This is a genomic window from Escherichia sp. MOD1-EC5433, assembly GCF_002966005.1.
GTDB classification, from domain to species: domain Bacteria; phylum Pseudomonadota; class Gammaproteobacteria; order Enterobacterales; family Enterobacteriaceae; genus Escherichia; species Escherichia ruysiae.
Genome location: NZ_PTRL01000003.1, coordinates 108,189 through 132,500, shown reverse-complemented (window position 1 = coordinate 132,500; position 24,312 = coordinate 108,189). Strand labels below are relative to the sequence as shown.

The 24,312-nt window shown below is 51.7% G+C and carries 24 protein-coding genes; 11 read left to right on the top strand and 13 right to left on the bottom strand.

All coding sequences use genetic code 11. The annotated features are described in order from the left end of the window. The first annotated feature begins 118 nt into the window (after positions 1–118). Together narQ and acrD are read left to right on the top strand one after the other, a co-directional pair. Positions 119–1,819: a nitrate/nitrite two-component system sensor histidine kinase NarQ gene (gene narQ, locus C3D30_RS07495; protein WP_105286685.1), complete on the top strand. Its 1,701-nt coding sequence runs from the start codon at positions 119–121 to the stop codon at positions 1,817–1,819. Positions 1,820–1,982: 163 nt separating this feature from the next. Further along, a complete protein-coding gene (acrD, locus tag C3D30_RS07490; protein WP_001263109.1) occupies positions 1,983–5,096 on the top strand; it encodes a multidrug efflux RND transporter permease AcrD in 3,114 nt (1,037 codons plus the stop codon). A 98-nt stretch (positions 5,097–5,194) separates the two neighbouring features. Here the strand turns inward: acrD and ypfM are convergent, their stop codons facing one another. Continuing rightward, the gene (ypfM, locus tag C3D30_RS07485) at positions 5,195–5,254 is read right to left on the bottom strand and encodes a protein YpfM (protein WP_001386977.1); all 60 of its coding nucleotides are present in this window, start codon (positions 5,252–5,254) and stop codon (positions 5,195–5,197) included. A gap of 378 nt (positions 5,255–5,632) precedes the next feature. Here ypfM and C3D30_RS07480 point away from each other — a divergent pair, with 378 nt between their 5' ends. The 3 genes from C3D30_RS07480 to C3D30_RS07470 are packed head-to-tail and all read left to right on the top strand — an operon-like array spanning position 5,633 to position 7,349. Beyond that, positions 5,633–5,983 carry an ArsC family reductase gene (locus C3D30_RS07480; protein WP_105286684.1) on the top strand — a complete coding sequence of 117 codons (351 nt, stop codon included), beginning with the start codon at positions 5,633–5,635 and terminating at the stop codon, positions 5,981–5,983. 10 nt (positions 5,984–5,993) lie between these two features. Then, positions 5,994–7,121 (top strand): succinyl-diaminopimelate desuccinylase, encoded by a 1,128-nt coding sequence (gene dapE, locus C3D30_RS07475; protein ID WP_001277781.1) that lies wholly within the window; start codon positions 5,994–5,996, stop codon positions 7,119–7,121. 27 nt (positions 7,122–7,148) lie between these two features. After that, entirely contained in the window at positions 7,149–7,349 is a 201-nt protein-coding gene (locus tag C3D30_RS07470; RefSeq protein WP_000383836.1) for a YpfN family protein, read from the top strand. 128 nt (positions 7,350–7,477) lie between these two features. On the opposite strand, the gene ypfH is transcribed toward C3D30_RS07470, so the two are convergent. From ypfH to dapA, 8 genes are all read right to left on the bottom strand, one after another. After that, positions 7,478–8,176 (bottom strand): esterase, encoded by a 699-nt coding sequence (gene ypfH / locus C3D30_RS07465; protein WP_000679838.1) that lies wholly within the window; start codon positions 8,174–8,176, stop codon positions 7,478–7,480. Between the two features lie 73 nt (positions 8,177–8,249). Beyond that, a complete protein-coding gene (gene tmcA, locus C3D30_RS07460; RefSeq protein WP_105286683.1) occupies positions 8,250–10,265 on the bottom strand; it encodes a tRNA cytosine(34) acetyltransferase TmcA in 2,016 nt (671 codons plus the stop codon). Positions 10,266–10,279: 14 nt separating this feature from the next. Further along, a complete protein-coding gene (gene ypfJ, locus C3D30_RS07455) occupies positions 10,280–11,143 on the bottom strand; it encodes a KPN_02809 family neutral zinc metallopeptidase (RefSeq protein WP_001267512.1) in 864 nt (287 codons plus the stop codon). A gap of 146 nt (positions 11,144–11,289) precedes the next feature. Next, entirely contained in the window at positions 11,290–11,688 is a 399-nt protein-coding gene (vapC, locus tag C3D30_RS07450; protein WP_105286682.1) for a type II toxin-antitoxin system tRNA(fMet)-specific endonuclease VapC, read from the bottom strand. Further along, positions 11,688–11,915 carry a toxin-antitoxin system antitoxin VapB gene (vapB, locus tag C3D30_RS07445; RefSeq protein WP_000450525.1) on the bottom strand — a complete coding sequence of 76 codons (228 nt, stop codon included), beginning with the start codon at positions 11,913–11,915 and terminating at the stop codon, positions 11,688–11,690. Before vapB ends, vapC begins: the two co-directional genes overlap by 1 nt. A 152-nt stretch (positions 11,916–12,067) precedes the next feature. Beyond that, positions 12,068–12,781, bottom strand: a complete 714-nt coding sequence (gene purC, locus C3D30_RS07440) for a phosphoribosylaminoimidazolesuccinocarboxamide synthase (protein ID WP_001295467.1) — start codon at positions 12,779–12,781, stop codon at positions 12,068–12,070. 212 nt (positions 12,782–12,993) lie between these two features. Then, positions 12,994–14,028: an outer membrane protein assembly factor BamC gene (gene bamC / locus C3D30_RS07435; protein WP_105286681.1), complete on the bottom strand. Its 1,035-nt coding sequence runs from the start codon at positions 14,026–14,028 to the stop codon at positions 12,994–12,996. A 16-nt stretch (positions 14,029–14,044) separates the two neighbouring features. After that, complete coding sequence (gene dapA, locus C3D30_RS07430; RefSeq protein ID WP_010349870.1) at positions 14,045–14,923, bottom strand: 4-hydroxy-tetrahydrodipicolinate synthase; 879 nt, start codon at positions 14,921–14,923, stop codon at positions 14,045–14,047. A gap of 146 nt (positions 14,924–15,069) precedes the next feature. On the opposite strand from dapA, the gene C3D30_RS07425 reads away from it, so the two are divergent. Next, positions 15,070–15,642 carry a glycine cleavage system transcriptional repressor gene (locus C3D30_RS07425; RefSeq protein WP_000176182.1) on the top strand — a complete coding sequence of 191 codons (573 nt, stop codon included), beginning with the start codon at positions 15,070–15,072 and terminating at the stop codon, positions 15,640–15,642. After that, positions 15,642–16,112 carry a thioredoxin-dependent thiol peroxidase gene (bcp, locus tag C3D30_RS07420; RefSeq protein WP_001068678.1) on the top strand — a complete coding sequence of 157 codons (471 nt, stop codon included), beginning with the start codon at positions 15,642–15,644 and terminating at the stop codon, positions 16,110–16,112. Before C3D30_RS07425 ends, bcp begins: the two co-directional genes overlap by 1 nt. A gap of 75 nt (positions 16,113–16,187) precedes the next feature. Here bcp and C3D30_RS07415 read toward each other — a convergent pair whose 3' ends face one another. Further along, entirely contained in the window at positions 16,188–17,249 is a 1,062-nt protein-coding gene (locus C3D30_RS07415) for an AI-2E family transporter (protein ID WP_000892035.1), read from the bottom strand. A 212-nt stretch (positions 17,250–17,461) separates the two neighbouring features. Between C3D30_RS07415 and bepA the strand changes: the two genes are divergently transcribed. Both bepA and arsC read left to right on the top strand, forming a co-directional pair. Beyond that, positions 17,462–18,925, top strand: coding sequence for a beta-barrel assembly-enhancing protease (gene bepA, locus C3D30_RS07405; RefSeq protein WP_000489665.1), 1,464 nt, complete (start codon positions 17,462–17,464; stop codon positions 18,923–18,925). Positions 18,926–18,945: 20 nt separating this feature from the next. Further along, positions 18,946–19,305, top strand: a complete 360-nt coding sequence (arsC, locus tag C3D30_RS07400) for an arsenate reductase (glutaredoxin) (protein WP_105286680.1) — start codon at positions 18,946–18,948, stop codon at positions 19,303–19,305. Positions 19,306–19,442: 137 nt separating this feature from the next. On the opposite strand, the gene C3D30_RS07395 is transcribed toward arsC, so the two are convergent. The 3 genes from C3D30_RS07395 to upp all read right to left on the bottom strand — a co-directional run bounded on the left by C3D30_RS07395 (position 19,443) and on the right by upp (position 22,240). Continuing rightward, the gene (locus C3D30_RS07395; protein ID WP_071599018.1) at positions 19,443–20,144 is read right to left on the bottom strand and encodes a DnaA inactivator Hda; all 702 of its coding nucleotides are present in this window, start codon (positions 20,142–20,144) and stop codon (positions 19,443–19,445) included. Positions 20,145–20,238: 94 nt separating this feature from the next. After that, a complete protein-coding gene (uraA, locus tag C3D30_RS07390) occupies positions 20,239–21,528 on the bottom strand; it encodes a uracil permease (protein WP_010349867.1) in 1,290 nt (429 codons plus the stop codon). Between the two features lie 85 nt (positions 21,529–21,613). Continuing rightward, positions 21,614–22,240: a uracil phosphoribosyltransferase gene (gene upp / locus C3D30_RS07385; RefSeq protein WP_001295473.1), complete on the bottom strand. Its 627-nt coding sequence runs from the start codon at positions 22,238–22,240 to the stop codon at positions 21,614–21,616. Between the two features lie 325 nt (positions 22,241–22,565). Between upp and purM the strand changes: the two genes are divergently transcribed. After that, positions 22,566–23,603 (top strand): phosphoribosylformylglycinamidine cyclo-ligase, encoded by a 1,038-nt coding sequence (gene purM, locus C3D30_RS07380; RefSeq protein WP_105286679.1) that lies wholly within the window; start codon positions 22,566–22,568, stop codon positions 23,601–23,603. Then, a complete protein-coding gene (purN, locus tag C3D30_RS07375; RefSeq protein ID WP_001028604.1) occupies positions 23,603–24,241 on the top strand; it encodes a phosphoribosylglycinamide formyltransferase in 639 nt (212 codons plus the stop codon). The genes purM and purN overlap by 1 nt, the downstream gene beginning before the upstream one ends. Positions 24,242–24,312 lie beyond the last annotated feature (71 nt).

The following is a 24,312-nucleotide window of genomic DNA, read 5'->3' as shown; positions in this document are numbered from 1 at the left end:
GTGCCCAGAACAAGTAACTATTTCGCTATAAACTGTGGCAGATCAAATAATCCCATCACTGACTAAATTGCGTTTCAACAATCTGGAACATTAATGATTTTATGTGGAGAAGACGCGTGTGATTGTTAAACGACCCGTCTCGGCCAGTCTGGCCAGGGCCTTTTTTTACATTGTGCTGCTGTCGATTCTTTCCACGGGTATCGCTCTGCTAACTCTGGCGAGCAGTTTGCGCGACGCTGAGGCGATCAATATTGCCGGATCGCTGCGTATGCAGAGTTACCGCCTGGGCTACGACTTGCAAAGTGGCAGTCCACAACTCAATGCGCATCGTCAGCTGTTCCAGCAGGCACTGCATTCACCGGTATTAACCAATCTCAACGTCTGGTATGTGCCAGAGGCAGTAAAAACCCGCTATGCGCATCTGAATGCCAACTGGCTGGAGATGAATAATCGGCTCAGCAAGGGTGATTTGCCGTGGTATCAGGCCAATATCGATAATTATGTCAATCAGATAGACCTGTTCGTGCTGGCTTTACAGCACTACGCTGAGCGCAAAATGTTGCTGGTGGTGGCGATTTCGCTGGCTGGCGGCATCGGTATTTTCACACTGGTCTTTTTTACTCTGCGCCGCATACGCCATCAGGTCGTTGCCCCACTGAATCAGCTGGTTACCGCCAGTCAGCGTATTGAACACGGGCAGTTCGGCTCACCGCCGCTGGATACCAGCCTGCCCAATGAGCTGGGACTGCTGGCCAAAACCTTTAACCAGATGTCGAGCGAACTGCATAAATTGTACCGTTCGCTGGAAGCGTCAGTAGAAGAAAAAACCCGCGATCTCCACGAGGCCAAGCGCCGTCTGGAGGTGTTGTATCAGTGTTCTCAGGCGCTGAACACCAGCCAGATTGATGTGCATTGTTTCCGCCATATTTTGCAGATTGTTCGCGACAATGAAGCGGCTGAATATCTGGAGTTAAATGTCGGTGAAAACTGGCGGATTAGCGAAGGAAAGCCCAACCCGCAACTGCCGATGCAGATTTTACCGGTGACCATGCAAGAGACGGTTTACGGCGAGCTGCACTGGCAAAACAGCAACGTGTCGGCCTCCGAACCGCTGCTTAATAGCGTTTCATCGATGCTGGGGCGCGGTTTGTACTTTAACCAGGCACAGAAGCATTTTCAGCAGTTGCTGCTGATGGAAGAACGCGCGACCATCGCCCGCGAATTGCACGACTCACTGGCTCAGGTGCTTTCTTATTTGCGTATCCAGTTAACATTACTGAAACGTTCGATACCGGAAGATAACGCCACCGCACAAAGTATCATGGCCGATTTTTCTCAGGCATTGAATGATGCGTATCGGCAGTTACGCGAACTGTTGACCACTTTCCGCCTGACGCTGCAGCAGGCGGATCTTCCCTCCGCGCTGCGGGAAATGCTGGATACGTTACAAAATCAAACCAGCGCCAAACTGACCCTCGACTGCCGTCTGCCAACCCTGGCGCTGGATGCGCAAATGCAGGTGCATTTGTTGCAAATTATTCGTGAAGCGGTGCTGAATGCGATGAAGCACGCCAATGCCAGCGAAATCGCCGTTAGCTGCGTCACTGCGCCGGACGGCAATCACACGGTCTATATTCGTGATAACGGGATCGGCATCGGTGAACCGAAAGAACCTGAAGGCCATTATGGCCTGAATATTATGCGCGAGCGCGCGGAACGACTGGGCGGAACGCTGACTTTTTCACAACCTTCCGGTGGCGGCACGTTAGTGAGTATTAGCTTTCGCTCTGCGGCGGGTGAGGAAAGTCAACTGATGTAATACCTCTTGTTGACCAAAGAATACGGGCACTTAAGGTTCAGTATAAAAGGGAATGATAATTTACATTATCTCCTTTTTTTCTCCACGATTGGCTCGTACCTTGCCGCTACAGTGAAGCAAGTCAAGCCTACAACGATACGCAGAAACACGAGGTCCTCTTTTAATGGCGAATTTCTTTATTGATCGCCCCATTTTTGCCTGGGTACTGGCAATCCTGTTATGTCTGACAGGAACCCTGGCGATTTTTTCATTGCCCGTTGAACAATACCCGGATCTCGCGCCTCCGAACGTGCGAGTGACCGCTAACTATCCCGGCGCATCGGCCCAGACGCTGGAAAACACCGTGACCCAGGTTATCGAGCAGAATATGACTGGCCTCGACAACCTGATGTATATGTCGTCACAAAGCAGCGGCACTGGTCAGGCATCAGTCACCTTAAGTTTTAAAGCCGGAACCGACCCGGACGAGGCGGTGCAGCAGGTGCAAAACCAGCTGCAATCGGCCATGCGTAAACTCCCACAGGCAGTACAAAACCAGGGCGTGACAGTACGTAAAACCGGCGATACTAACATCCTGACCATTGCCTTCGTCTCTACCGATGGTTCGATGGATAAGCAGGATATTGCCGACTACGTTGCCAGTAATATTCAGGACCCGTTAAGTCGCGTTAACGGCGTTGGTGATATCGACGCCTACGGTTCACAGTATTCGATGCGTATCTGGCTTGATCCGGCAAAACTGAACAGCTTCCAGATGACGGCTAAAGATGTAACCGACGCCATTGAATCACAGAACGCGCAGATTGCGGTCGGACAGCTTGGCGGTACACCTTCTGTCGATAAACAGGCATTGAACGCTACCATTAACGCCCAGTCGCTGTTGCAAACGCCTGAACAGTTCCGCGATATCACCTTGCGGGTAAATCAGGACGGTTCGGAAGTGAAACTGGGCGATGTCGCCACCGTCGAAATGGGGGCGGAGAAATACGATTATCTTAGCCGCTTTAATGGCAAGCCAGCCTCCGGTCTGGGGGTAAAACTGGCTTCCGGCGCGAACGAAATGGCCACAGCGAAGCTGGTACTGAACCGGCTCGACGAACTGGCGCAATACTTCCCTCCCGGGCTGGAATATAAGGTGGCGTATGAAACCACCTCGTTTGTTAAAGCCTCCATTGAAGACGTGGTGAAAACCCTGTTAGAAGCTATCGCGCTGGTTTTCCTCGTCATGTATCTGTTCCTGCAAAACTTCCGCGCTACGCTGATTCCAACTATTGCCGTGCCGGTGGTGTTAATGGGCACTTTCTCCGTGCTTTACGCCTTCGGTTACAGCGTCAACACCTTAACCATGTTTGCGATGGTGCTGGCGATCGGTCTGCTGGTGGATGACGCCATCGTGGTGGTGGAAAACGTCGAACGTATTATGAGTGAGGAAGGACTCACTCCTCGCGAAGCTACACGTAAATCGATGGGGCAGATCCAGGGGGCACTGGTCGGTATTGCGATGGTGCTGTCGGCGGTATTTGTGCCAATGGCCTTCTTTGGCGGCACCACCGGAGCTATCTATCGCCAGTTCTCTATTACCATTGTTGCGGCGATGGTGCTGTCGGTGCTGGTGGCGATGATCCTCACTCCGGCGCTGTGTGCCACGCTACTTAAGCCACTGAAAAAAGGTGAGCATCACGGGCAGAAAGGCTTTTTTGCCTGGTTTAACCAGATGTTCAACCGTAACGCCGAACGCTACGAGAAAGGGGTGGCGAAAATTCTCCACCGCAGCCTGCGCTGGATTGTGATTTATGTCCTGCTGCTTGGCGGTATGGTGTTTCTGTTCCTGCGTTTGCCGACGTCCTTCCTGCCACTGGAAGACCGTGGCATGTTCACCACCTCGGTGCAGCTACCCAGCGGTTCGACCCAGCAACAGACGCTGAAAGTGGTGGAACAGATCGAGAAGTATTACTTCACTCATGAGAAAGACAACATCACGTCGGTATTTGCCACGGTCGGTTCAGGCCCTGGCGGCAACGGGCAAAACGTGGCGCGTATGTTTATCCGCCTGAAAGACTGGAGTGAGCGCGACAGTAAAACCGGCACTTCGTTTGCCATTATCGAACGTGCAACGAAAGAATTTAATAAGATTAAAGAAGCCCGCGTTATCGCCAGCAGCCCGCCGGCAATCAGCGGTCTTGGCAGTTCTGCGGGTTTTGATATGGAGTTGCAGGATCACGCCGGAGCGGGTCACGATGCGCTGATGGCTGCACGTAACCAGTTGCTGGCGCTGGCGGCGGAAAATCCGGAATTAACCCGCGTGCGCCATAACGGTCTTGATGACAGTCCGCAGTTACAGATTGATATCGACCAGCGTAAAGCTCAGGCGCTGGGCGTTGCTATTGACGATATTAACGACACGCTGCAAACCGCGTGGGGTTCGAGCTATGTAAATGACTTTATGGATCGCGGTCGCGTGAAGAAAGTCTATGTGCAGGCCGCCGCGCCGTATCGGATGCTGCCGGATGATATCAACCTGTGGTATGTGCGTAACAAAGACGGTGGGATGGTGCCCTTCTCTGCCTTCGCGACCTCCCGCTGGGAGACAGGTTCGCCCCGTCTGGAACGTTATAACGGCTATTCCGCAGTTGAAATTGTCGGGGAGGCCGCACCTGGCGTCAGTACCGGTACGGCGATGGATATTATGGAATCGTTAGTGAAGCAGTTGCCAAACGGCTTTGGCCTGGAGTGGACGGCGATGTCGTATCAGGAACGGCTTTCTGGCGCGCAGGCTCCGGCGCTGTACGCCATTTCATTACTGGTGGTATTCCTGTGTCTGGCGGCGCTGTATGAAAGCTGGTCGGTGCCGTTCTCCGTAATGCTGGTCGTGCCGCTGGGGGTCATCGGCGCGCTGCTGGCAACCTGGATGCGCGGGCTGGAAAACGACGTTTACTTCCAGGTGGGTCTATTAACGGTCATTGGTTTATCGGCGAAAAACGCCATCCTCATTGTCGAGTTCGCTAACGAGATGAACCAAAAAGGTCACGACCTGTTTGAAGCGACGCTTTATGCCTGCCGCCAGCGTTTACGCCCGATACTGATGACCTCGCTGGCGTTTATCTTCGGCGTACTGCCGATGGCAATCAGCAGCGGTGCTGGCTCCGGTGGTCAACATGCGGTGGGTACTGGCGTAATGGGGGGAATGATCTCCGCCACCATTCTGGCGATTTACTTCGTGCCGCTGTTCTTTGTGCTGGTACGCCGTCGTTTCCCTCTGAAACCACGCCCGGAATAAGTAATAAAAAAGGCGACATGCCAACGTGTCGCCTTTTTCAACTTTCTGATAAAGAACCTGTTCATCAGGTTCTTTCATTTTACCTTCTGTCCTGGCAATTACTTGCGAAGCATAACTTCGATAAAGTCTTTCCAGTTCCCCAGTTCACGTTCAATCATAACAACCTCTCTTATAATTATGGGTATTCTACGGAAACAATATACCGTGGTGAAGCTAATTTATTCGATTGCAGTGATTACTACCTCCGGGGCAAAACCTATGTAAATACTATGGCCCTGAGACAGGGATTTTTATGTGATGCAAAGCAACATTTCAACAGATTCATACGGATTCTAATACTTGCTTAATTCTGTTTGAAATACATACAGATACCTAGGGGAATATTCTTAATAATTGCATTCAAAATGCTCACAGTTATTTAATAATTGTTAAGTGAAACACCTTAATAATGTTATATTCCCTGATATTCATTTGCCGGGAAAATGTATTGACCGTTAAATGAGTATTTATTCTTATAAATCGAAAAAGGATTCATTATGGTTACACTTTACGGCATTAAAAATTGTGACACCATTAAAAAGGCTCGCCGTTGGCTGGAAACCAATAACATCGACTATCGTTTCCATGATTATCGCGTTGATGGGCTGGACAGCGAATTATTGAACGGTTTTATCAACGAATTAGGTTGGGAAGCGTTACTCAACACCCGTGGTACTACCTGGCGTAAACTGGATGATACCACGCGCAATAAAATCACCGATGCGGCTTCTGCGGCGGCATTAATGACTGAAATGCCTGCTATTATCAAACGCCCATTGCTCTGCGCGCCAGGGAAGCCTATGCTGCTGGTTTTCAGTGAATCCAGTTATCAGCAATTTTTCCTATGAGGTGTAGTCTATGTCGTGTCCGGTTATTGAGCTGACACAGCAGCTTATTCGCCGCCCATCCTTAAGTCCTGATGACGCAGGATGTCAGGCAATCATTACCGAACGTTTACAGGCGATCGGTTTTACCATCGAACGCATGGACTTTGCGGATACGCAGAATTTTTGGGCGTGGCGTGGACAGGGAGAAACGTTAGCCTTTGCCGGACATACCGACGTTGTACCGCCTGGCGATGCCGACCGTTGGATCAATCCACCATTTGAACCGACCATTCGCGACGGTATGTTATTCGGGCGCGGCGCGGCAGATATGAAAGGGTCGCTGGCGGCGATGGTGGTAGCAGCAGAACGCTTTGTCGCGCAACATCCCAACCATAAAGGTCGACTGGCGTTTCTGATCACCTCAGACGAAGAAGCCAGCGCCCACAACGGCACGGTCAAAGTGGTGGAAACCTTAATGGCACGCCGTGAACGGCTGGATTACTGCCTGGTTGGCGAACCGTCGAGTATCGAAGTGGTCGGTGATGTAGTGAAAAATGGCCGTCGCGGATCGTTGACCTGTAACCTTACTATTCATGGCGTGCAGGGGCATGTGGCCTACCCACACCTTGCAGATAACCCTGTACATCGTGCAGCCCCTTTCCTCAATGAGTTAGTGGCTATCGAGTGGGATCAGGGCAATGAATTTTTCCCGGCAACCAGTATGCAAATAGCCAATATTCAGGCAGGTACTGGCAGTAATAATGTCATTCCGGGTGAGCTGTTTGTACAGTTTAACTTCCGCTTTAGCACCGAACTTACTGATGAGATGATCAAAGCACAGGTGCTTGCCCTGCTGGAAAAACATCAACTGCGTTATACGGTCGATTGGTGGCTTTCCGGGCAGCCATTTTTGACTGCACGCGGTAAACTGGTGGATGCGGTCGTCAACGCGGTTGAGCACTATAATGAAATTAAACCGCAGCTACTGACCACTGGCGGAACGTCCGATGGGCGCTTTATTGCCCGCATGGGGGCGCAGGTGGTGGAACTTGGGCCGGTCAATGCCACTATTCATAAAATTAATGAATGTGTGAACGCTGCCGACCTGCAGCTACTTGCCCGTATGTATCAACGAATCATGGAACAGCTCGTCGCCTGATGAGTGGTTCTGCAAGAGGAAATAAGCATGGACTGGCTGGCTAAATATTGGTGGATTCTGGTGATTGTCTTTTTGGTAGGCGTCCTGCTGAATGTGATCAAAGATCTCAAGCGCGTCGACCATAAGAAATTTCTCGCCAACAAGCCGGAGCTTCCCCCACATCGTGATTTCAACGATAAATGGGACGATGACGACGACTGGCCGAAGAAGGATCAACCGAAGAAGTAAGCTGGAGGGGCCGGATAATGTCTGGCGCTCAACCGTAGGCCTGATAAGACGCGTCAGCGTCGCATCAGGCATCATAGCCGGATGCGGCGTGAACGCCTTATCCGGCCTACGCATCCGGCACCTGTCTTTTACATCATTTCAATCACATCATCATCGCCGGGCTTACCGCCGCTTAACGCTTCGTCGAAGTAATGTTTCGGAATGGTATAACGCAAGTGATCCAGGGCAAATTGCATACTGCGATTATCGATCGCATGACCTAAATCCTCCACGATATCCAGCGTCACATCTCCACCGGCGTTAATTAACGCTTCCTGTGCCGCGACCGCATGAGCCAGATCGATAACCGGATCTTCACCACCGTGGATCAGGTGAATTGTTGTAGCAGTAGAAGCTGTTTCCGGCAGGCTGGCATAGCGTCCGTTAAAGGCGATGACGCGTGAGGCAAGACCCGGTTCGGCTTTAATGCTCTCCAGCGCCATAATCGCGCCTTGTGAGAAACCGATCAGCGCCGTAGCGTTAGCCCCTACTCCGCTCTGTTTCTGCCAGTAGCGTACCGTCTCAATAAACGTCGGCATGATGGCATCCACCCGTGCCTGGCGATTCTCTTCCGTTACGCCCTGCACCGAAAACCATTGACGCCCCGCCGGATTACCGCTCGGCTCAGCACCACCGACACTTACCACCAGCGCATCTGGAAACAACGGTGCAAACCAGCTACCGATTTCCCCCATTGCCACCGGGTTATCCCCGACACCGTGGAAAAGCAGTAACAACTGTTGGGCAGGTTTATCCGGGCTTTGAACAACAAAATGGTCATGTTTCATGGCGAACTCCTTAACTGATGTCATTAATTTTACGCCGCTGACTCACAATGACCATGGGAGAAAATTGAAGGAGTCAGTGGAAAAATTGCCATTGTGTTATGCGATTGCGCAGGCGTTCAGTGCGGACATCATCAAGTGCGAATAGCGCCTGCGCGGCTTCTTCGCGTTGGCAAACCAGCAATGCCTTACGGCCTGAAAGTTTAAGTGTGGTACATAACTGCGCGTCGCTGATGTTTTTCTGCAACCGTCCTCGCAGCGCCGGTAATGCCAGTTCACTGGTTTGCAGCAGGCGTGTTAAACAACCTAACGACGTTAAAAGGGGACGATGAGCGAAAGCAAAACCGGTCAGTTCAAGCCAGTCATCATCAGAAAGCATGATGTCGTTTAACGGATCAACCGGGATGCTTTCACCATTCCACTGCATGAGAATTTGCACGTCGCGGCGTAAACGATGATGCTCACGTTGTGCCAGTTGTTTACCCGCTTCGCTCATTGGTAACAGCGCCATCGCCGTATAACAGCCGCTGCTGGCTTCGCGATGATTGCCCATCCGTACCAGCACAAAACCGCAGCGTTGCCAGAAACGCCATAATTCCTCGGTGTAGCCAAAACTCACTGAAAGATAGTCGAAGCTATGCATGTATTGCACTGCGTCAGCAATAAGTTGCTGCCCTGTGCCTTCCCGCTGACGCGCCGGATGGACTGCAATGCGGCTGACACGCCGCCCGCGTAACGTCGCCGCCAGTGGATTGCTGCCGTGTGCCGCCAGCGACTGAGCTACCAGGTTGCCACGCGGGCGACGAAAACCTGCCCAGACCGCCTGACTCAGTTCTTCAGATAATCCCCCTTCATCCACCAGCCACAGCGCCCCGGCAATCTCGTTTTCGCCTGCCGCCTGTAAAAAATGTTGCCCCGGCGCGTCCATCATCCGTCGTAAATCCAGCGGCGAAGTCCGGTAGTGCGCACCAGACAATAACTGGTAAACCTTTAACGGCGTTTCTGGCTCGCTTCGCCATAAAGTCTGTTCAAATGCAGAAATGACGATGTTGCCTTGGGGTACGCGCGTGAAGGTTTCATCGTCAAAAACCAGTGCCTCGCTAACCACTTTTTCCAGCGGGCATCCCTGTGCCCAACGGATCGGCTGTTGCAATTCAAAATGCTGCAAATGCGGGAAGCGGGCGCAAAATTTCAGCAAAAAACCCCGTCCGGTGCCTTCATAGCCCTGCACCGTAGTGGTTAACAAAGTACGCGGAAAGCGTGATACCAGTTGATGTAATAGTGGGGCGGGTATTGCAGCAGCTTCATCGATGACCAGCCAGTCGGCTTTTTCTTCACTGAACAGCAATGCATCCGGCGCAACAAAACGAAACTTATCTCCGGCAAACTGGGCCAGCACATCCGTTGCGGCTCTCGCAGGCGCAGTGACTATCGCACTGCCCGCAATACGGGAAATGAGTTGCCCTGCCAGCGCCGACTTACCGCGTCCGCGCGCAGCAGTTACCGCTGCCACGCCCGGTGGCATAGTCAGAAGCTGCTGTAGTATCTGTTGTTGTTTCGGTTGCGGTGCGCCGGTAGCGGATTGCCAGTCAGAACGGGGAGCAAAATCCGCCAGCATTAGTGGCTGCTCTTGTCGCCAGAGAATAGCGTCGTCATCTGCCGCAAATACGCGTTTGAGATGCTGGACAAAATGCGGTGTAGCGATGGGACTGGCGCAATCACTCCAGCGCAGCGAATCAGCATCGGGATGGTTTTCCCATTCTTCCCATACAGGAAGTAACAAAACCAGCCAACTGCCCGCTTTCAGCGTTCCACCAAGCGCCGCAAAGGCTGCGGCATCAAAGCCCTGGCGGGCATCGAATACCGAATGCTGGAACTCGCGTCCAAGTAAAGTTTGTAGCGCCGCTGGCGTACAGTGGTTTTCAGAAGTTGGCTGCGGCGATACCCACAGCCAGTCGCCAGGTAATGCGTCACGCAATTTGAGCGCATGTTCACAACACCAGCACGCATCCCCGCTCAACACCAACAGGCGGCGAATCCCTTCGCGTTTCATTTGCGCTGTTAATGTGTGTAGCGCGGTCAGTTCAGCCATCCCTGCCCCGAAAGTTAAATGCTTTTACCGAAAGTATTGCATTGTGCCGGATCGCCGCTGTCGAAACCACGTTTAAACCAGCTATAGCGTTGTTGGGATGTACCATGAGTAAAGCTGTCCGGCACTACCCGCCCCTGACTTTGCTGCTGTAAGCGGTCATCGCCGATGGCTTGTGCCGCATTCAGCGCCTCTTCCAGATCGCCAGTTTCCAGAACGCCTTGTTGCTGCATACTGTGCCCCCAGACACCGGCAAAGCAATCAGCCTGGAGTTCCATACGCACAGACAAGCGGTTCACTTCCGCTTGCGTCGCGTTTTGTTGCAATTGACGAACTTTCGGCTCAATGCCTAACAGTTTCTGCACATGATGACCGACTTCATGGGCGATAACGTATCCCTGAGCGAAATCACCATCCGCGCCCAGTTTGTCTTTCATGTCATCATAGAAAGAGAGATCGATATAGACCGTACCATCCGCCGGGCAATAGAACGGCCCCATAATGGACTGTCCGGCGCCGCAACCGGTGCGCGTCATTCCGCGATACATCACCAGCTTCGGTTGCTGATAAGTCTTACCCATTTTCTCGAATTGCTGCCCCCAGGTGTCTTCCGTGGTTGCCAGAATTACCGAGGTGAATTTTGCCGCTTCGTCTTCATTTGGGCTAATTGAGCGCGTTGATTGCTGTTGGGAAATCGGCTGTCCGGTCATCAACCCAGTTAAATCAACACCATAGTAGCCAGCGACCAGCACCACTACCAGTAAAATCAGCCCACCTTTACCGCTTGGCAGACGGAAACCGGGACCGCCCATTGACGGACCACCAGAGCTGTTTCGCCTGTCTTCAACATTGTCACTTTCACGACGCCCTTGCCAGCGCATAGATACCTCAACAATATATTCATTATAGTGATGATCGTAGGTGCTTCAGAGGAAGATTACCACAGAAAAACGGGAGGAAATGATGGAGGAATTAAGGCTTCATTCCTCGTTATATAATTTACGAATGTTAGAAGTAAAAGAGAATGTTAGCTCCAGTCTTCTAGTCTGATTCCCGCTACTCGCTCAAACTCTCGGGTATTGTTGGTAACCACAATCAAACCGCGACTGCGAGCATGTCCCGCTATCATCTGGTCAAAAGGTCCAACGGGCCTTCCCTGCCGGGCAAGCTCGGCTCTGATTTGCCCAGTATGCGTCGCAGCAGCACTATCATAATCAAGCACTTCCAAACGAGATACGAAACCTTCAATCACCGCTAAATTGCGTTCTGGCATCTGACTTTTTTCTGCCCCATAGATAAGCTCCATCAATGTTACAGAACTTATACACATCCGGCCAGAATTCAGGTTAAAGCGATCCCTGACATGTATTGGTTTATTCTTAATAGTGAAAATACAGATATTGGTATCCAGCATGAATTTCAGCATCAGAATGATTCCCTTTCCTGCATTGCGGGTTGATCACGGATATCCATAAAATCCGCACTCACATTTTCGCCATCAAACCAACTGTCCCAGGACTCACCAACGGGAGTAATGATTCTTGTACGACCAATCGCAATAATTTCTACTTTCTTAACGTCTTCTGGCAGAGCGACCGCTTTAGGTAATCTGACAGCCTGACTGCGATTACTTAAAAATACAGTAGTTTCCATAGCCCCCCCTCTTTGGGATATACGTTATGTATATACATATTGGCTTGGTATTACTTTTCTGTCAAAGGGAGATAATGCGAATTATTGTAGCGGGAGTAACGAAGACATTTAGCCGGAGCATCCTCCGGCTGAAAAATAAGCAATCAGAAAAATCAGTCCAGCTGTACACCCAAGCGGCGGGCGACGGCTTCATAGGCTTCAATCAGGCCACCGAGGCTCTGGCGGAAACGGTCTTTGTCCATTTTCTCCAGCGTTTCTTTGTCCCACAGGCGGCTACCGTCCGGGGAGAACTCATCGCCCAGCACGACTTCGCCTTTGTACAGACCAAACTCCAGCTTGAAGTCGACCAGAATCAGACCGGCATCATCGAACAGTTTTTTCAGCACGTCGTTCGCTTTGTAAGTCAGCTCTTTCATACGCGCCAGATTCTCTTTGCTTACCCAGCCAAAAGTTTCGCAATAAGATTCGTTAACCATCGGGTCATGCATGGCGTCGTTTTTCAGGAACAGATCGAACAGCGGCGGGTTCAGCTCAATACCTTCTTCAATTCCAAGACGTTTCACCAGAGAGCCAGCAGCACGGTTACGTACGACACACTCAACCGGCACCATATCCAGCTTTTTCACCAGACATTCGGTATCGGAGAGCAGACGCTCCATTTGAGTCGGGATACCCGCTTCAGCCAGTTTGCTCATAATGAAGTAGTTGAACTTGTTGTTCACCATACCTTTGCGATCAAACTGCTCAATGCGCGCGCCATCACCTGCTGACGTATCATTGCGGAATTCGAGCACCAACAGATCCGGGTTTTCCGTGCTGTATACGGTTTTCGCTTTACCACGATACAACTCAGCTTGCTTTTGCATCTTTATCACTCCTGGGTGTGAATTAACGTTTTAAAATCTTTTGCTGTCTGGTGTGCCGGAAGTTTTGCCGAATGCGGCGCGAACGCCTTACCCGACCTGTGTCCGACAAACAAATTTCGTGCGAATTAACGCTAAAATCGCGTTTTTCTGTCGACGCACACGTTTGCGTATCATATCAGAAAAAAGGGCCGGATTACTCCAGCCCTGTATTTTTACTTGCTAAACGCTGCCTGGAAGACAGATACCAGTGCGTCGTTTTGGCTTTGAGTCAGCGTATGACCTTTCGGATCGATGAACTGCAAGCTGCTGCGGTTATCTAAATCACCGACCTGCAGTTTATAGTCACCGGATGCAAGACCTGGATCGCTCGCGCCCAGTTCCTGCCAGCCGTTGTCAGACAACGGCTTATAGGTCACGGCCATACTGCCCTGCGAACGGGTGCTGTCGGTCACTTTCATGCCCACTTTTTCCAGCGCCGCTGGCAGACGTTGCCAAACCACGTTGAACGGCCCGCGAACGACCAGCATTGGTAAGCCTGTGTCATCAGCAGCACTTTGTACGTCCATGGTGGTGGAAGCACGGTTTTGCGCCGCATTAGCCGCGTCGGTCACGGATTTATCCAGACCGGCAGAAATGACGTTCATCATCTCCGTGCTGTAACGCTGCATGGAAGCCGCGTCTGCAACCGGTTTGCCCGCCTGCTCCAGGTTCAGCAGTTTCACCGTTACCGCCTGCTGATAACCCTGCGGTTTAACAGAGATTTGATAACGACCGCGATACTGCTCGTCTTCGTCAAGACGGTTCCATTGCACCCAATCGGTAGTCAGCGTCTGACCAGCATCATCGCGTTGGGTAATGGTGTAGTTTTTCGCCTGCAACACGCTAACAACCTGCGGCCACAAAGTATTGCCACGACCATTTTCTACCAGCAGCGAGGCGGTGTCGCCCGTAAACTGGGTACGTGCGCCGGAAATCAGCGCCAACGGCTGGGCAGGTGGACGAATGTCCAGCGCCTTACCGACAGCACCGCTACCGTTGGTCACCGGTATTGCATAATCACCGGAGGTCACCGGCAAAATCATTCCTGCCGGGGCATGAAGCTCCGCAAGCGGTGCCGCTTCCAGATAGGCTTCATCACCACTCACCTGACGCTTATAGCGTGAGTCAGAACTACAGGCTGCGAGTAACAGAACAAGCGATACACCCGCAACCTTTGCCAGGCGCGACTTTTGAACAGAGTAAGCCATCAAATCTCCCTAAACTTTACAGCAAACCGGCATACTTAAGCGCCGCTCTGACCGTCTCACGACCACTGTCGGTGATTGGAGTCATTGGCAGGCGCAGCGTATCGGTCGCCACAAGACCCAGTTCCTTACATGCCCATTTCACCGGGATTGGATTGGGTTCGACAAATAGTTTGTTGTGTAATGGCATCAGACGCTGGTTAATAACGCGTGCCTCGGCAAAATGCCCTTCTGCCGCCAGTTTGCACATCTGAGCCATATCACGCGCTGCGACGTTAGCCGTAACGGAAATAACGCCATGACCACCTAACTGCATGAAGTCCAGCGTGCTCGCATCATCGCCGCTCAGCAGAACAAAATCGTCTGAAACCAGCTCTTTGATCTGGTTAACACGCGTTAAGTTCCCTGTTGCCTCTTTGATTCCGATAATATTTTTTACTTTCGCCAGACGGCCCACCGTTTCTGGTAGCAGATCGCAGCCAGTACGGGACGGCACATTATACAGGATTTGCGGCAGGTCAGTATGTTCAGCGATGGCTTTGAAATGCTGATACAGACCTTCCTGCGACGGGCGGTTGTAATAAGGGGTCACCGTCAGGCAGCCAACAATGCCACTGTCATTGAAACGCTGTGTCAGGCTAATGGCTTCCGCAGTAGCGTTAGCGCCAGTTCCGGCAATTACCGGAATACGCCCATCAGCCAGCTCCAGGGTCATCATCACCACATCAACATGTTCGTCATGATTCAGGGTAGCGGACTCACCAGTGGTGCCAACAGAAACAATCGCCGAAGTACCGCTGGCGACATGATAATCAATCAGTTTTTTTAAGCTAGCCCGACAGACATTACCTTTTTCATCCATCGGAGTAACAATCGCGACAATACTTCCCGTGAACATGGGCCATCCTCTGTGCAAACAAGTGTCTCAATGGTACGTTTGGTATGGCATTAAAAGCAAGCAGACAGAACCGTTCTGATTGTTGTATGCATGTTTTTTTTATGCTTTCCTTAAGAGCTACTCTCCCCCTTGAAGGAATAACCGGTTTGACACTGTCATCGCAACATTATCTGGTGATCACTGCGCTGGGTGCCGATCGCCCAGGAATTGTGAACACTATCACCCGTCATGTCAGTAGTTGCGGCTGTAATATTGAAGACAGTCGCCTGGCGATGCTGGGAGAAGAGTTCACCTTTATCATGCTGCTTTCCGGTTCATGGAACGCAATCACCTTGATCGAATCAACGTTACCGTTGAAAGGTGCCGAACTGGATCTTTTAATCGTGATGAAGCGCACGACGGCTCGTCCGCGTCCGCCGATGCCCGCATCTGTCTGGGTTCAGATCGATGTGGCAGATTCACCGCATTTAATTGAACGCTTTACCGCACTTTTTGACGCGCACCATATGAACATTGCGGAGCTAGTATCTCGCACGCAACCTGCTGAAAACGAACGAGCTGCGCAACTACATATTCAGATAACCGCCCACAGCCCGGCGTCTGCGGACTCAGCAAATATTGAACAAGCCTTCAAAGCACTATGTACAGAACTCAATGCGCAAGGCAGTATTAGCGTCGTCAATTATTCCCAACATGATGAACAGGATGGAGTTAAGTAATGAATCCACTGAAAGCCGGTGACATCGCACCGAAATTTAGCTTGCCGGATCAAGACGGAGAACAAGTTAATTTGACCGACTTCCAGGGACAGCGTGTTCTGGTTTATTTCTACCCGAAAGCCATGACCCCCGGCTGTACCGTACAAGCTTGTGGCTTACGCGATAACATGGATGAGTTGAAAAAAGCCGGTGTTGATGTACTGGGTATTAGCACCGATAAACCCGAAAAACTCTTCCGTTTTGCGGAAAAAGAGCTGCTCAACTTTACGCTTCTGTCTGATGAGGACCACCAGGTGTGCGAACAATTCGGCGTCTGGGGAGAGAAGTCCTTCATGGGCAAAACTTACGATGGTATTCACCGCATCAGCTTCTTGATCGATGCTGACGGCAAAATCGAACATGTATTTGACGATTTCAAAACCAGCAATCACCACGACGTAGTGATTAACTGGCTGAAAGAACACGCCTGATTACTTTGCTCCATTCCGTGCTGGCTGCGCTTGCGGCCAGCACACCTCACATCCGGCGATGTAGCGGAATGAAGGTTAATCTTGCGCGATTTGGCCATCGGGCCAGGCATGGATTACCGCTTTAATTAGCGTAGCCAGAGGAATGGCAAAGAACACGCCCCAGAATCCCCACAACCCACCGAAGATCACCACCGATAAAATAATCACCAGCGGATGCAGGTTAACCGCTTCGGAGAACAACACCGGTACTAACAGGTTGCCATCCAGCGCCTGGATAATCAGATATACCGCGAAACAGCTCCAGAATTCAGTGCCAGCACCAAACTGGAATAGTGCCACGCCGACCACCGGAATAGTCACCACAAATGCGCCAATGTACGGAATAAGCACTGAGAAGCCGACCAGCACCGCCAGCAGCAGCGAATAGTTCAGTCCGAAAAGCAAGAACCCCAGCCAGGTGGCGATCCCCACCACAATCATCTCCAGCACCTTGCCACGGATGTAGTTGGTGATTTGCTGATTCATCTCCTTCCAGACCTGGCCTGCCAGCCCACGGTTACGCGGAAGCACCCGACGGACAGCATTCAACATTTGCTCTTTATCTTTCAGAAGGAAAAAGACCATCAGCGGCACCAGCACCAGATAGACGGCAATGGTCAGCAGGCCCACCAGCGAGGCGAGAGAGATTTTCACCACCGAATCGCCCATGGTGAGCATCCGGCTGCGCATATTGTCGGCCATCGCATCAATAATGCCCGCATCCATTAACGCCGGATAACGGCGCGGCAACGTGGCGGCAAAATCAGACAGTTTATTGAGCATCCCCGGCATATCGCGGATTAAGTAAATACCCTGCTGCCACGCGATAGGCAGTACCACGAATGCCATCAGTAGCAGAATGCCAACAAACAGAACCAGCACAATCGACGTCGCCCAACGACGGGAACAGCCAATAGATTGCAGGCGCACGGTTGGCCATTCCAGCAAATAGGCCAACACAATAGCCACCAGCAACGGCGCGAGCAGGCCACTAAAGAAAAAGATAATGCCAAATCCGGCAACTAAAATAACCAGCAAGGCAATCGCTTCCGGATCACTAAAACGGCGGCGATACCATTGCATCAACATTTCGAGCATAAAGACCTTCCCTGAACCTCAAGAGCGGGATTGCGATCCGCAATTGTATCGAAATGTCACAAAAAAGACTTCGCTTTTTATGACGGATTCAGGAAACTGAAAAGTCATTTGAGTGGGCTAATCTTCGTCGCTACACTCAAAGGCGGCGCGGTGGGAACGATATTTCACAGTATCGGTCAAATGACTATCTCCAGAAATACAGGACAGAGGTTATGTTCAGGCAGTTGAAAAAAAACCTGGTTGCAACCCTCATTGCTGCTATGACCATCGGTCAGGTAGCCCCGGCGTTTGCCGATAGCGCAGACACTTTGCCGGATATGGGAACCTCCGCAGGAAGCACGCTTTCCATTGGTCAGGAAATGCAGATGGGCGACTATTATGTTCGCCAGCTACGCGGCAGCGCGCCGTTAATTAATGACCCACTATTAACGCAATATATTAATTCGCTGGGGATGCGCCTGGTTTCACATGCAAACTCCGTTAAGACGCCGTTCCATTTCTTTCTGATCAATAACGACGAAATCAACGCCTTTGCTTTCTTTGGCGGCAACGTGGTGCTGCACTCTGCCTTGTTCCGTTATTCCGATAACGAAAGTCAACTGGCTTCGGTCATGGCGCACGAAATCTCCCACGTCACCCAACGTCACCTGGCGCGAGCGATGGAAGATCAGCAACGCAGCGCGCCGCTTACCTGGGTCGGGGCGTTAGGTTCTATTTTACTGGCAATGGCCAGCCCGCAGGCGGGGATGGCGGCGCTGACCGGTACGCTGGCGGGAACGCGCCAGGGGATGATCAGCTTCACCCAGCAAAATGAACAGGAAGCAGACCGTATTGGTATTCAGGTGCTGCAACGCTCGGGGTTCGATCCGCAGGCGATGCCGACCTTCCTCGAAAAATTACTCGATCAGGCGCGCTACTCTTCGCGTCCGCCGGAAATTCTGCTGACTCACCCGTTACCGGAGAGCCGCCTGGCAGATGCCCGCAACCGTGCTAATCAGATGCGCCCGATGGTGGTGCAGTCGTCGGAAGATTTCTATCTGGCAAAAGCGCGCACACTGGGGATGTACAATTCCGGACGTAACCAGCTCACCAGTGATTTGCTGGATGAATGGGCGAAAGGTAACGTTCGTCAGCAACGGGCGGCGCAATATGGTCGTGCTTTACAGGCGATGGAAGCCAATAAATACGACGAGGCACGGAAAACGCTGCAACCGTTACTGGCGGCAGAACCCGGCAACGCGTGGTATCTCGATCTAGCTACCGATATCGACCTTGGGCAAAACAAAGCCAATGATGCGATCAATCGCCTGAAAAATGCCCGTGATTTACGCACCAATCCGGTGTTGCAGCTCAACCTGGCAAACGCTTATCTGCAAGGTGGGCAGCCACAGGAAGCGGCTAATATTCTGAATCGCTACACTTTTAATAATAAAGATGACAGCAATGGCTGGGATTTGCTGGCACAGGCAGAAGCCGCGCTAAATAACCGCGATCAGGAATTGGCAGCGCGAGCAGAAGGTTATGCACTCGCAGGGCGACTCGATCAGGCCATTTCCTTGTTGAGTAGCGCCAGTTCGCAGGTGAAATTAGGCAGCCTGCAACAAGCGCGTTACGATGCGCGCATCGACCAGTTGCGCCAGTTGCAGGAACGCTTTAAGCCTTATACCAAGATGTAATTTGCATTAAAGGAAGAACAATGACCAAACAGGTAAAAATCTACCATAACCCACGCTGTTCAAAGAGCCGTGAAACGCTGAACCTGCTGAAAGAAAACGGCGTGGAGCCAGAAGTGGTGCTCTACCTTGAGACACCCGCCGATGCGGCAACGCTGCGCGATTTGCTGAAAATGCTGGGGATGAATAGCGCCCGTGAATTGATGCGCCAGAAAGAGGAGCTTTATAAAGAGCTGAACCTGGCTGGCAGTTCGCTTAGCGAAGAGGCGCTGATTCAGGCGATGGTGGATAATCCGAAGCTGATGGAGCGCCCGATTGTGGTCGCCAATGGCAAAGCGCGCATTGGACGTCCACCGGAACAAGTGCTGGAAATCGTGGGTTAAGATGTGCCCCATCGCTAGTTAAGGCACATTGCCGGATGCGACGCTTGCCGCGTCTTGTCCGGCCTGTGATTGCATTGGACGCGCTTCGCATAGATCGGATAAGGCGTTCGCGCCGCATCCGACAATAAACACCCTGCCTACAGCTTCAGAATCTCTTTCACAAACGGAATGGTCAGCTTACGCTGTGCGGTAATCGACGCATGATCCAGCTGATCCAGTGTCATAAATAGCGTGCGCATCTCTCTGTCGAGCCGCTTCAGCAAGAAGCGTCCCACATCTTCCGGCAGTTCAAAACCACGCAAACGCGCGCGTAACTGTAGCGCCTGCAACTTATCTTCATCAGAAAGTGGCTGCAATTTGTAGATCTGCCCCCAGTCAAGACGCGACGCGAGATCCGGTAATCCCAGATTCAACTGACGCGGTGGACGATCGCCAGTGATCAACAACCGTGTTTTACCCGACTCCAGAATCCGATTGTAGAGATCGAAAATCGCCATCTCCCACAACTCATCGCCGGCAATACACTCAATGTTGTCGATGCAAACCAGCGACAAATGCTCCATACCGTCGAGCACTTCCGGGACAAACCAGGTGCGTTTATCCAGCGGGACATAGCCCACCGCATCGCCACGCTGCGACAATTCCGCGCAAGCCGCGTGCAGCAGATGGCTGCGCCCCGCGCCTTCGCGTGCCCAGAGATAGATGTAACCGCTATGTTCCTGACGCAGCACGTTTTGCAGCGCGGCCAGTAGAGAGGAGTTATCCCCCGGCCAGAAACTTGCAAAGGTTTCGTCGTCAGGAAGATAAAGTGGCAAAGAGAGCTGTGCCGGTGTGTTCAGAGATACCTCAACCAGGATTTCACAAAATCGCGAGAAGTTTACCACAGAATCCCATGATGTTTGAACCGGGCAGCAGCACTGTCCGGTCAGTACATTATTTGTCTGTTATATCCGCGTCTTCTGCGTCCAGCACCACTTCTTCAGGGCGCAGCACGCTAATCAGTTTGAAGATCAGACTTAAGCCGATACCGACGATAGTCGCCAGCGCCATGCCTTTCAGCTCTGCCGCGCCAATGTTTACCTTCGCGCCACTGACGCCGATGATCAAAATCACGGAAGTCAGGATCAGATTCTGTGCTTTGTTGTAATCCACTTTCGATTCGATCAACACACGAATACCGGAAGCACCGATGACACCGTAAAGCAGCAGCGAAACACCGCCCATTACTGGCAGTGGGATCATCTGGATAGCGGCAGCCAGTTTACCTACACAGGAAAGCAGGATAGCGAAAATCGCCGCGCCGCCGATAACCCAGGTACTGTAAACGCGAGTGATCGCCATAACGCCAATGTTTTCCCCGTAGGTGGTGTTTGGCGTGGAACCAAAGAAGCCGGAGAGCACGGTCGACAGGCCGTTAGCAAACATCGAACGGTGCAGACCCGGATCGCGCAGCAGATCTTTTTTGACAATGTTAGCCGTTACTACCAGGTGCCCTACATGTTCGGCAATAACCACTAACGCCGCTGGCAGAATAGTCAGAATGGCGAACCACTCGAAGCGCGGCGTATAGAGAGTTGGCAGAGCAAACCAGTGAGCATTAATAATCGGCGTGGTATCGACAATTCCCATTGCGAAAGAGAGCGCATACCCCACCAGCACGCCAATTAAAATCGGGATAATGGCCAGGAAACCACGGAACAGCACGGAACCTAAAACCGTGACCGCCAGCGTGGTAATAGAAATGATGATGGTTTTGGAATCTGGCGTTTGCCCTTCAGCCGGGAGTAAACCGGCCATACCAGCAGCTACGCCCGCCAGCTCCAGACCGATGACGGCAACGATTGCGCCCATTGCCGCAGGTGGAAACAGCACGTCCAGCCAGCCGGTTCCCGCTTTCTTCACGATGAAAGAAACCAGACAGAACAGCACGCCACACATAATAAAGCCGCCCAATGCGACTTCATAACCCAACGGCAACAGTAACAATACCGGTGAAATAAAGGCAAAGCTGGAGCCGAGATAAGCCGGGATTTTACCTTTACAGATGAAGAGATACAGCAGCGTCCCGATACCGTTAAATAACAGTACGGTCGCCGGGTTAATATGAAATAAGACGGGCACCAGGACGGTTGCACCAAACATGGCGAACAAATGTTGCAAACTAAGCGGGATTGTCTGTAAAAGTGGCGGTCTTTCACTCACCCCGATAGCACGGCGCGTCATAGTATATTCCTCTGTATTATGTGTTATAGGCGCTTTACTCAAAAAAAAGCCGACTCTTAAAGTCGGCTTTAATTATTTTTATTCTTTATTTTGTACCAAAGATTTTGTCACCGGCATCGCCAAGCCCCGGAATAATGTATCCGTGCTCGTTCAATCCCTGGTCAATTGATGCGGTATACAGCTCGACGTCCGGGTGCGCTTTTTCCAGCGCAGCGATACCTTCTGGCGCAGCCACCAGCACCAGCACTTTAATGCTGCTGCAGCCCGCTTTTTTCAGCAGGTCGATGGTCGCGATAACGGAACCACCAGTTGCCAGCATTGGGTCAACGATCAGCGCCATACGCTCATCAATGTTAGAAACCAGTTTCTGGAAGTACGGTACTGGTTCCAGCGTTTCTTCATTACGGTACATACCGACTACGCTGATGCGCGCGCTCGGAACGTTTTCCAGCACGCCGTCCATCATCCCCAGACCGGCGCGCAGAATTGGCACCACGGTAATTTTCTTACCTTTAATCTGGTCGATTTCCACCGGGCCATTCCAGCCCTCGATGGTTACTTTTTCAGTTTCGAGGTCAGCGGTCGCTTCGTAAGTCAGCAGGCTACCCACTTCGGAAGCGAGTTCGCGAAAGCGCTTGGTGCTGATATCTTGCTCACGCATCAGTCCCAGCTTGTGTTTGACGAGTGGGTGTTTGACTTCCACGATCTTCATACTCTTTCTCCTTTGAGGGGCAGCCACAAAAAAAATCGACGGATTATACCTCCTTTCTTTAAGGCGGCAATATTATTTTCGTTGATTTTAGTCAAAACCATAAAAATTTTAGATAAAGTTATTTCATAATCAAACAGTTAATAACGGTAATTATCCTGGCAAAAAATCATTCATCCCCTCTATGTACACCTTTTTTTGTCACTCTCTCGGTAAAAAGAGGTTAAAAAAGGTTGTGTAAAGCAGTCTCGCAAACGTTTGCTTTCCCTGTTAGAATTGCGCCGAATTTTTATTTTTCTACCGCAAGTAACGCGTGGGGACCCAAGCAGTGACCGATAAAACCTCTCTTAGCTACAAAGATGCCGGTGTTGATATTGACGCGGGTAATGCTCTGGTTGGAAGAATCAAAGGCGTAGTGAAGAAAACGCGTCGCCCGGAAGTGATGGGCGGTCTGGGCGGCTTCGGTGCGCTGTGTGCGTTGCCGCAAAAATATCGCGAACCCGTGCTGGTTTCCGGCACTGACGGCGTGGGCACTAAACTGCGTCTGGCGATGGACTTAAAACGTCACGACACCATTGGTATCGATCTGGTCGCCATGTGCGTTAATGATCTGGTGGTGCAAGGCGCTGAACCGCTGTTTTTCCTCGACTATTACGCAACCGGAAAGCTGGATGTTGATACTGCTGCATCAGTGATCAGCGGCATCGCCGAAGGTTGTCTGCAATCGGGCTGTTCGCTGGTGGGGGGCGAAACGGCAGAAATGCCGGGGATGTATCACGGTGAAGATTATGACGTTGCTGGTTTCTGCGTTGGCGTGGTAGAAAAATCAGAAATCATCGATGGTTCTAAAGTTAGCGACGGTGATGTGCTGATTGCGCTCGGCTCCAGCGGCCCGCACTCGAACGGCTATTCGCTGGTGCGCAAAATTCTCGAAGTCAGCGGTTGTGATCCACAAACCACCGAACTCGACGGCAAACCATTAGCCGATCATCTGTTGGCACCGACCCGTATTTACGTGAAGTCAGTACTGGAGTTGATCGAAAAGGTCGACGTGCACGCTATTGCGCACCTGACCGGCGGCGGCTTCTGGGAAAACATTCCGCGCGTATTGCCGGAAAACACCCAGGCAGTGATTGATGAATCCTCCTGGCAGTGGCCGGAAGTGTTCAACTGGCTGCAAAGGGCAGGTAATGTCGAGCGCCATGAAATGTATCGCACCTTCAACTGCGGCGTCGGGATGATTATCGCCCTGCCTGCTCCGGAAGTGGACAAAGCTCTCACTCTGCTTAATGCCAACGGTGAAAACGCGTGGAAAATCGGTATCATCAAAACCTCTGATTCCGAACAACGCGTGGTTATCGAATAATGAATATTGTGGTGCTTATTTCCGGTAACGGAAGTAATTTGCAGGCAATTATAGACGCCTGCAAAACCAACAAAATCAAAGGCACCCTACGGGCAGTTTTCAGTAATAAGGCCGACGCGTTCGGCCTTGAACGCGCCCGCAAAGCCGGTATTGCAACGCATACGCTCATCGCCAGCGCGTTTGACAGTCGTGAAGCCTATGACCGGGAGTTGATTCATGAGATTGATATGTACGCTCCCGACGTGGTTGTACTGGCCGGTTTTATGCGCATTCTCAGCCCGGCGTTTGTCTCCCATTATGCCGGGCGTTTGCTGAACATTCACCCTTCCCTGCTGCCAAAATATCCCGGTTTGCACACCCATCGGCAGGCGCTGGAAAATGGCGATGAGGAACACGGTACATCGGTGCATTTCGTCACCGATGAACTGGACGGTGGTCCGGTTATTTTACAGGCGAAAGTCCCGGTATTTGCCGGTGATACGGAAGATGACATCACCGCCCGCGTACAAACCCAGGAGCACGCCATTTATCCGCTGGTGATTAGCTGGTTTGCCGATGGTCGTCTGAAGATGCACGAAAACGCCGCGTGGCTGGATGGTCAGCGTCTGCCGCCGCAGGGCTACGCTGCCGACGAGTAATTCCCTCGTAGTTAAAGCGCCAGCCCTGCCGTTGGCGTTTTTCAATTCACCTGTAAATCGCAGGCTCCAGC

Bases quoted from the DNA above. Each gene is read 5' to 3' on its own strand.
- vapB (WP_000450525.1), bottom strand. From the start codon at position 11,915: ATGGAAACTACTGTATTTTTAAGTAATCGCAGTCAGGCTGTCAGATTA.
- ypfJ (WP_001267512.1), bottom strand. From the start codon at position 11,143: ATGCGCTGGCAAGGGCGTCGTGAAAGTGACAATGTTGAAGACAGGCGA.
- ypfH (WP_000679838.1), bottom strand. From the start codon at position 8,176: ATGAAACATGACCATTTTGTTGTTCAAAGCCCGGATAAACCTGCCCAA.
- tmcA (WP_105286683.1), bottom strand. From the start codon at position 10,265: ATGGCTGAACTGACCGCGCTACACACATTAACAGCGCAAATGAAACGC.
- acrD (WP_001263109.1), top strand. From the start codon at position 1,983: ATGGCGAATTTCTTTATTGATCGCCCCATTTTTGCCTGGGTACTGGCA.
- C3D30_RS07415 (WP_000892035.1), bottom strand. From the start codon at position 17,249: ATGCTCGAAATGTTGATGCAATGGTATCGCCGCCGTTTTAGTGATCCG.
- vapC (WP_105286682.1), bottom strand. From the start codon at position 11,688: ATGCTGAAATTCATGCTGGATACCAATATCTGTATTTTCACTATTAAG.
- C3D30_RS07480 (WP_105286684.1), top strand. From the start codon at position 5,633: ATGGTTACACTTTACGGCATTAAAAATTGTGACACCATTAAAAAGGCT.
- bepA (WP_000489665.1), top strand. From the start codon at position 17,462: ATGTTCAGGCAGTTGAAAAAAAACCTGGTTGCAACCCTCATTGCTGCT.
- purC (WP_001295467.1), bottom strand. From the start codon at position 12,781: ATGCAAAAGCAAGCTGAGTTGTATCGTGGTAAAGCGAAAACCGTATAC.
- bcp (WP_001068678.1), top strand. From the start codon at position 15,642: ATGAATCCACTGAAAGCCGGTGACATCGCACCGAAATTTAGCTTGCCG.
- arsC (WP_105286680.1), top strand. From the start codon at position 18,946: ATGACCAAACAGGTAAAAATCTACCATAACCCACGCTGTTCAAAGAGC.
- bamC (WP_105286681.1), bottom strand. From the start codon at position 14,028: ATGGCTTACTCTGTTCAAAAGTCGCGCCTGGCAAAGGTTGCGGGTGTA.
- dapE (WP_001277781.1), top strand. From the start codon at position 5,994: ATGTCGTGTCCGGTTATTGAGCTGACACAGCAGCTTATTCGCCGCCCA.
- uraA (WP_010349867.1), bottom strand. From the start codon at position 21,528: ATGACGCGCCGTGCTATCGGGGTGAGTGAAAGACCGCCACTTTTACAG.
- dapA (WP_010349870.1), bottom strand. From the start codon at position 14,923: ATGTTCACGGGAAGTATTGTCGCGATTGTTACTCCGATGGATGAAAAA.
- purN (WP_001028604.1), top strand. From the start codon at position 23,603: ATGAATATTGTGGTGCTTATTTCCGGTAACGGAAGTAATTTGCAGGCA.
- C3D30_RS07470 (WP_000383836.1), top strand. From the start codon at position 7,149: ATGGACTGGCTGGCTAAATATTGGTGGATTCTGGTGATTGTCTTTTTG.
- upp (WP_001295473.1), bottom strand. From the start codon at position 22,240: ATGAAGATCGTGGAAGTCAAACACCCACTCGTCAAACACAAGCTGGGA.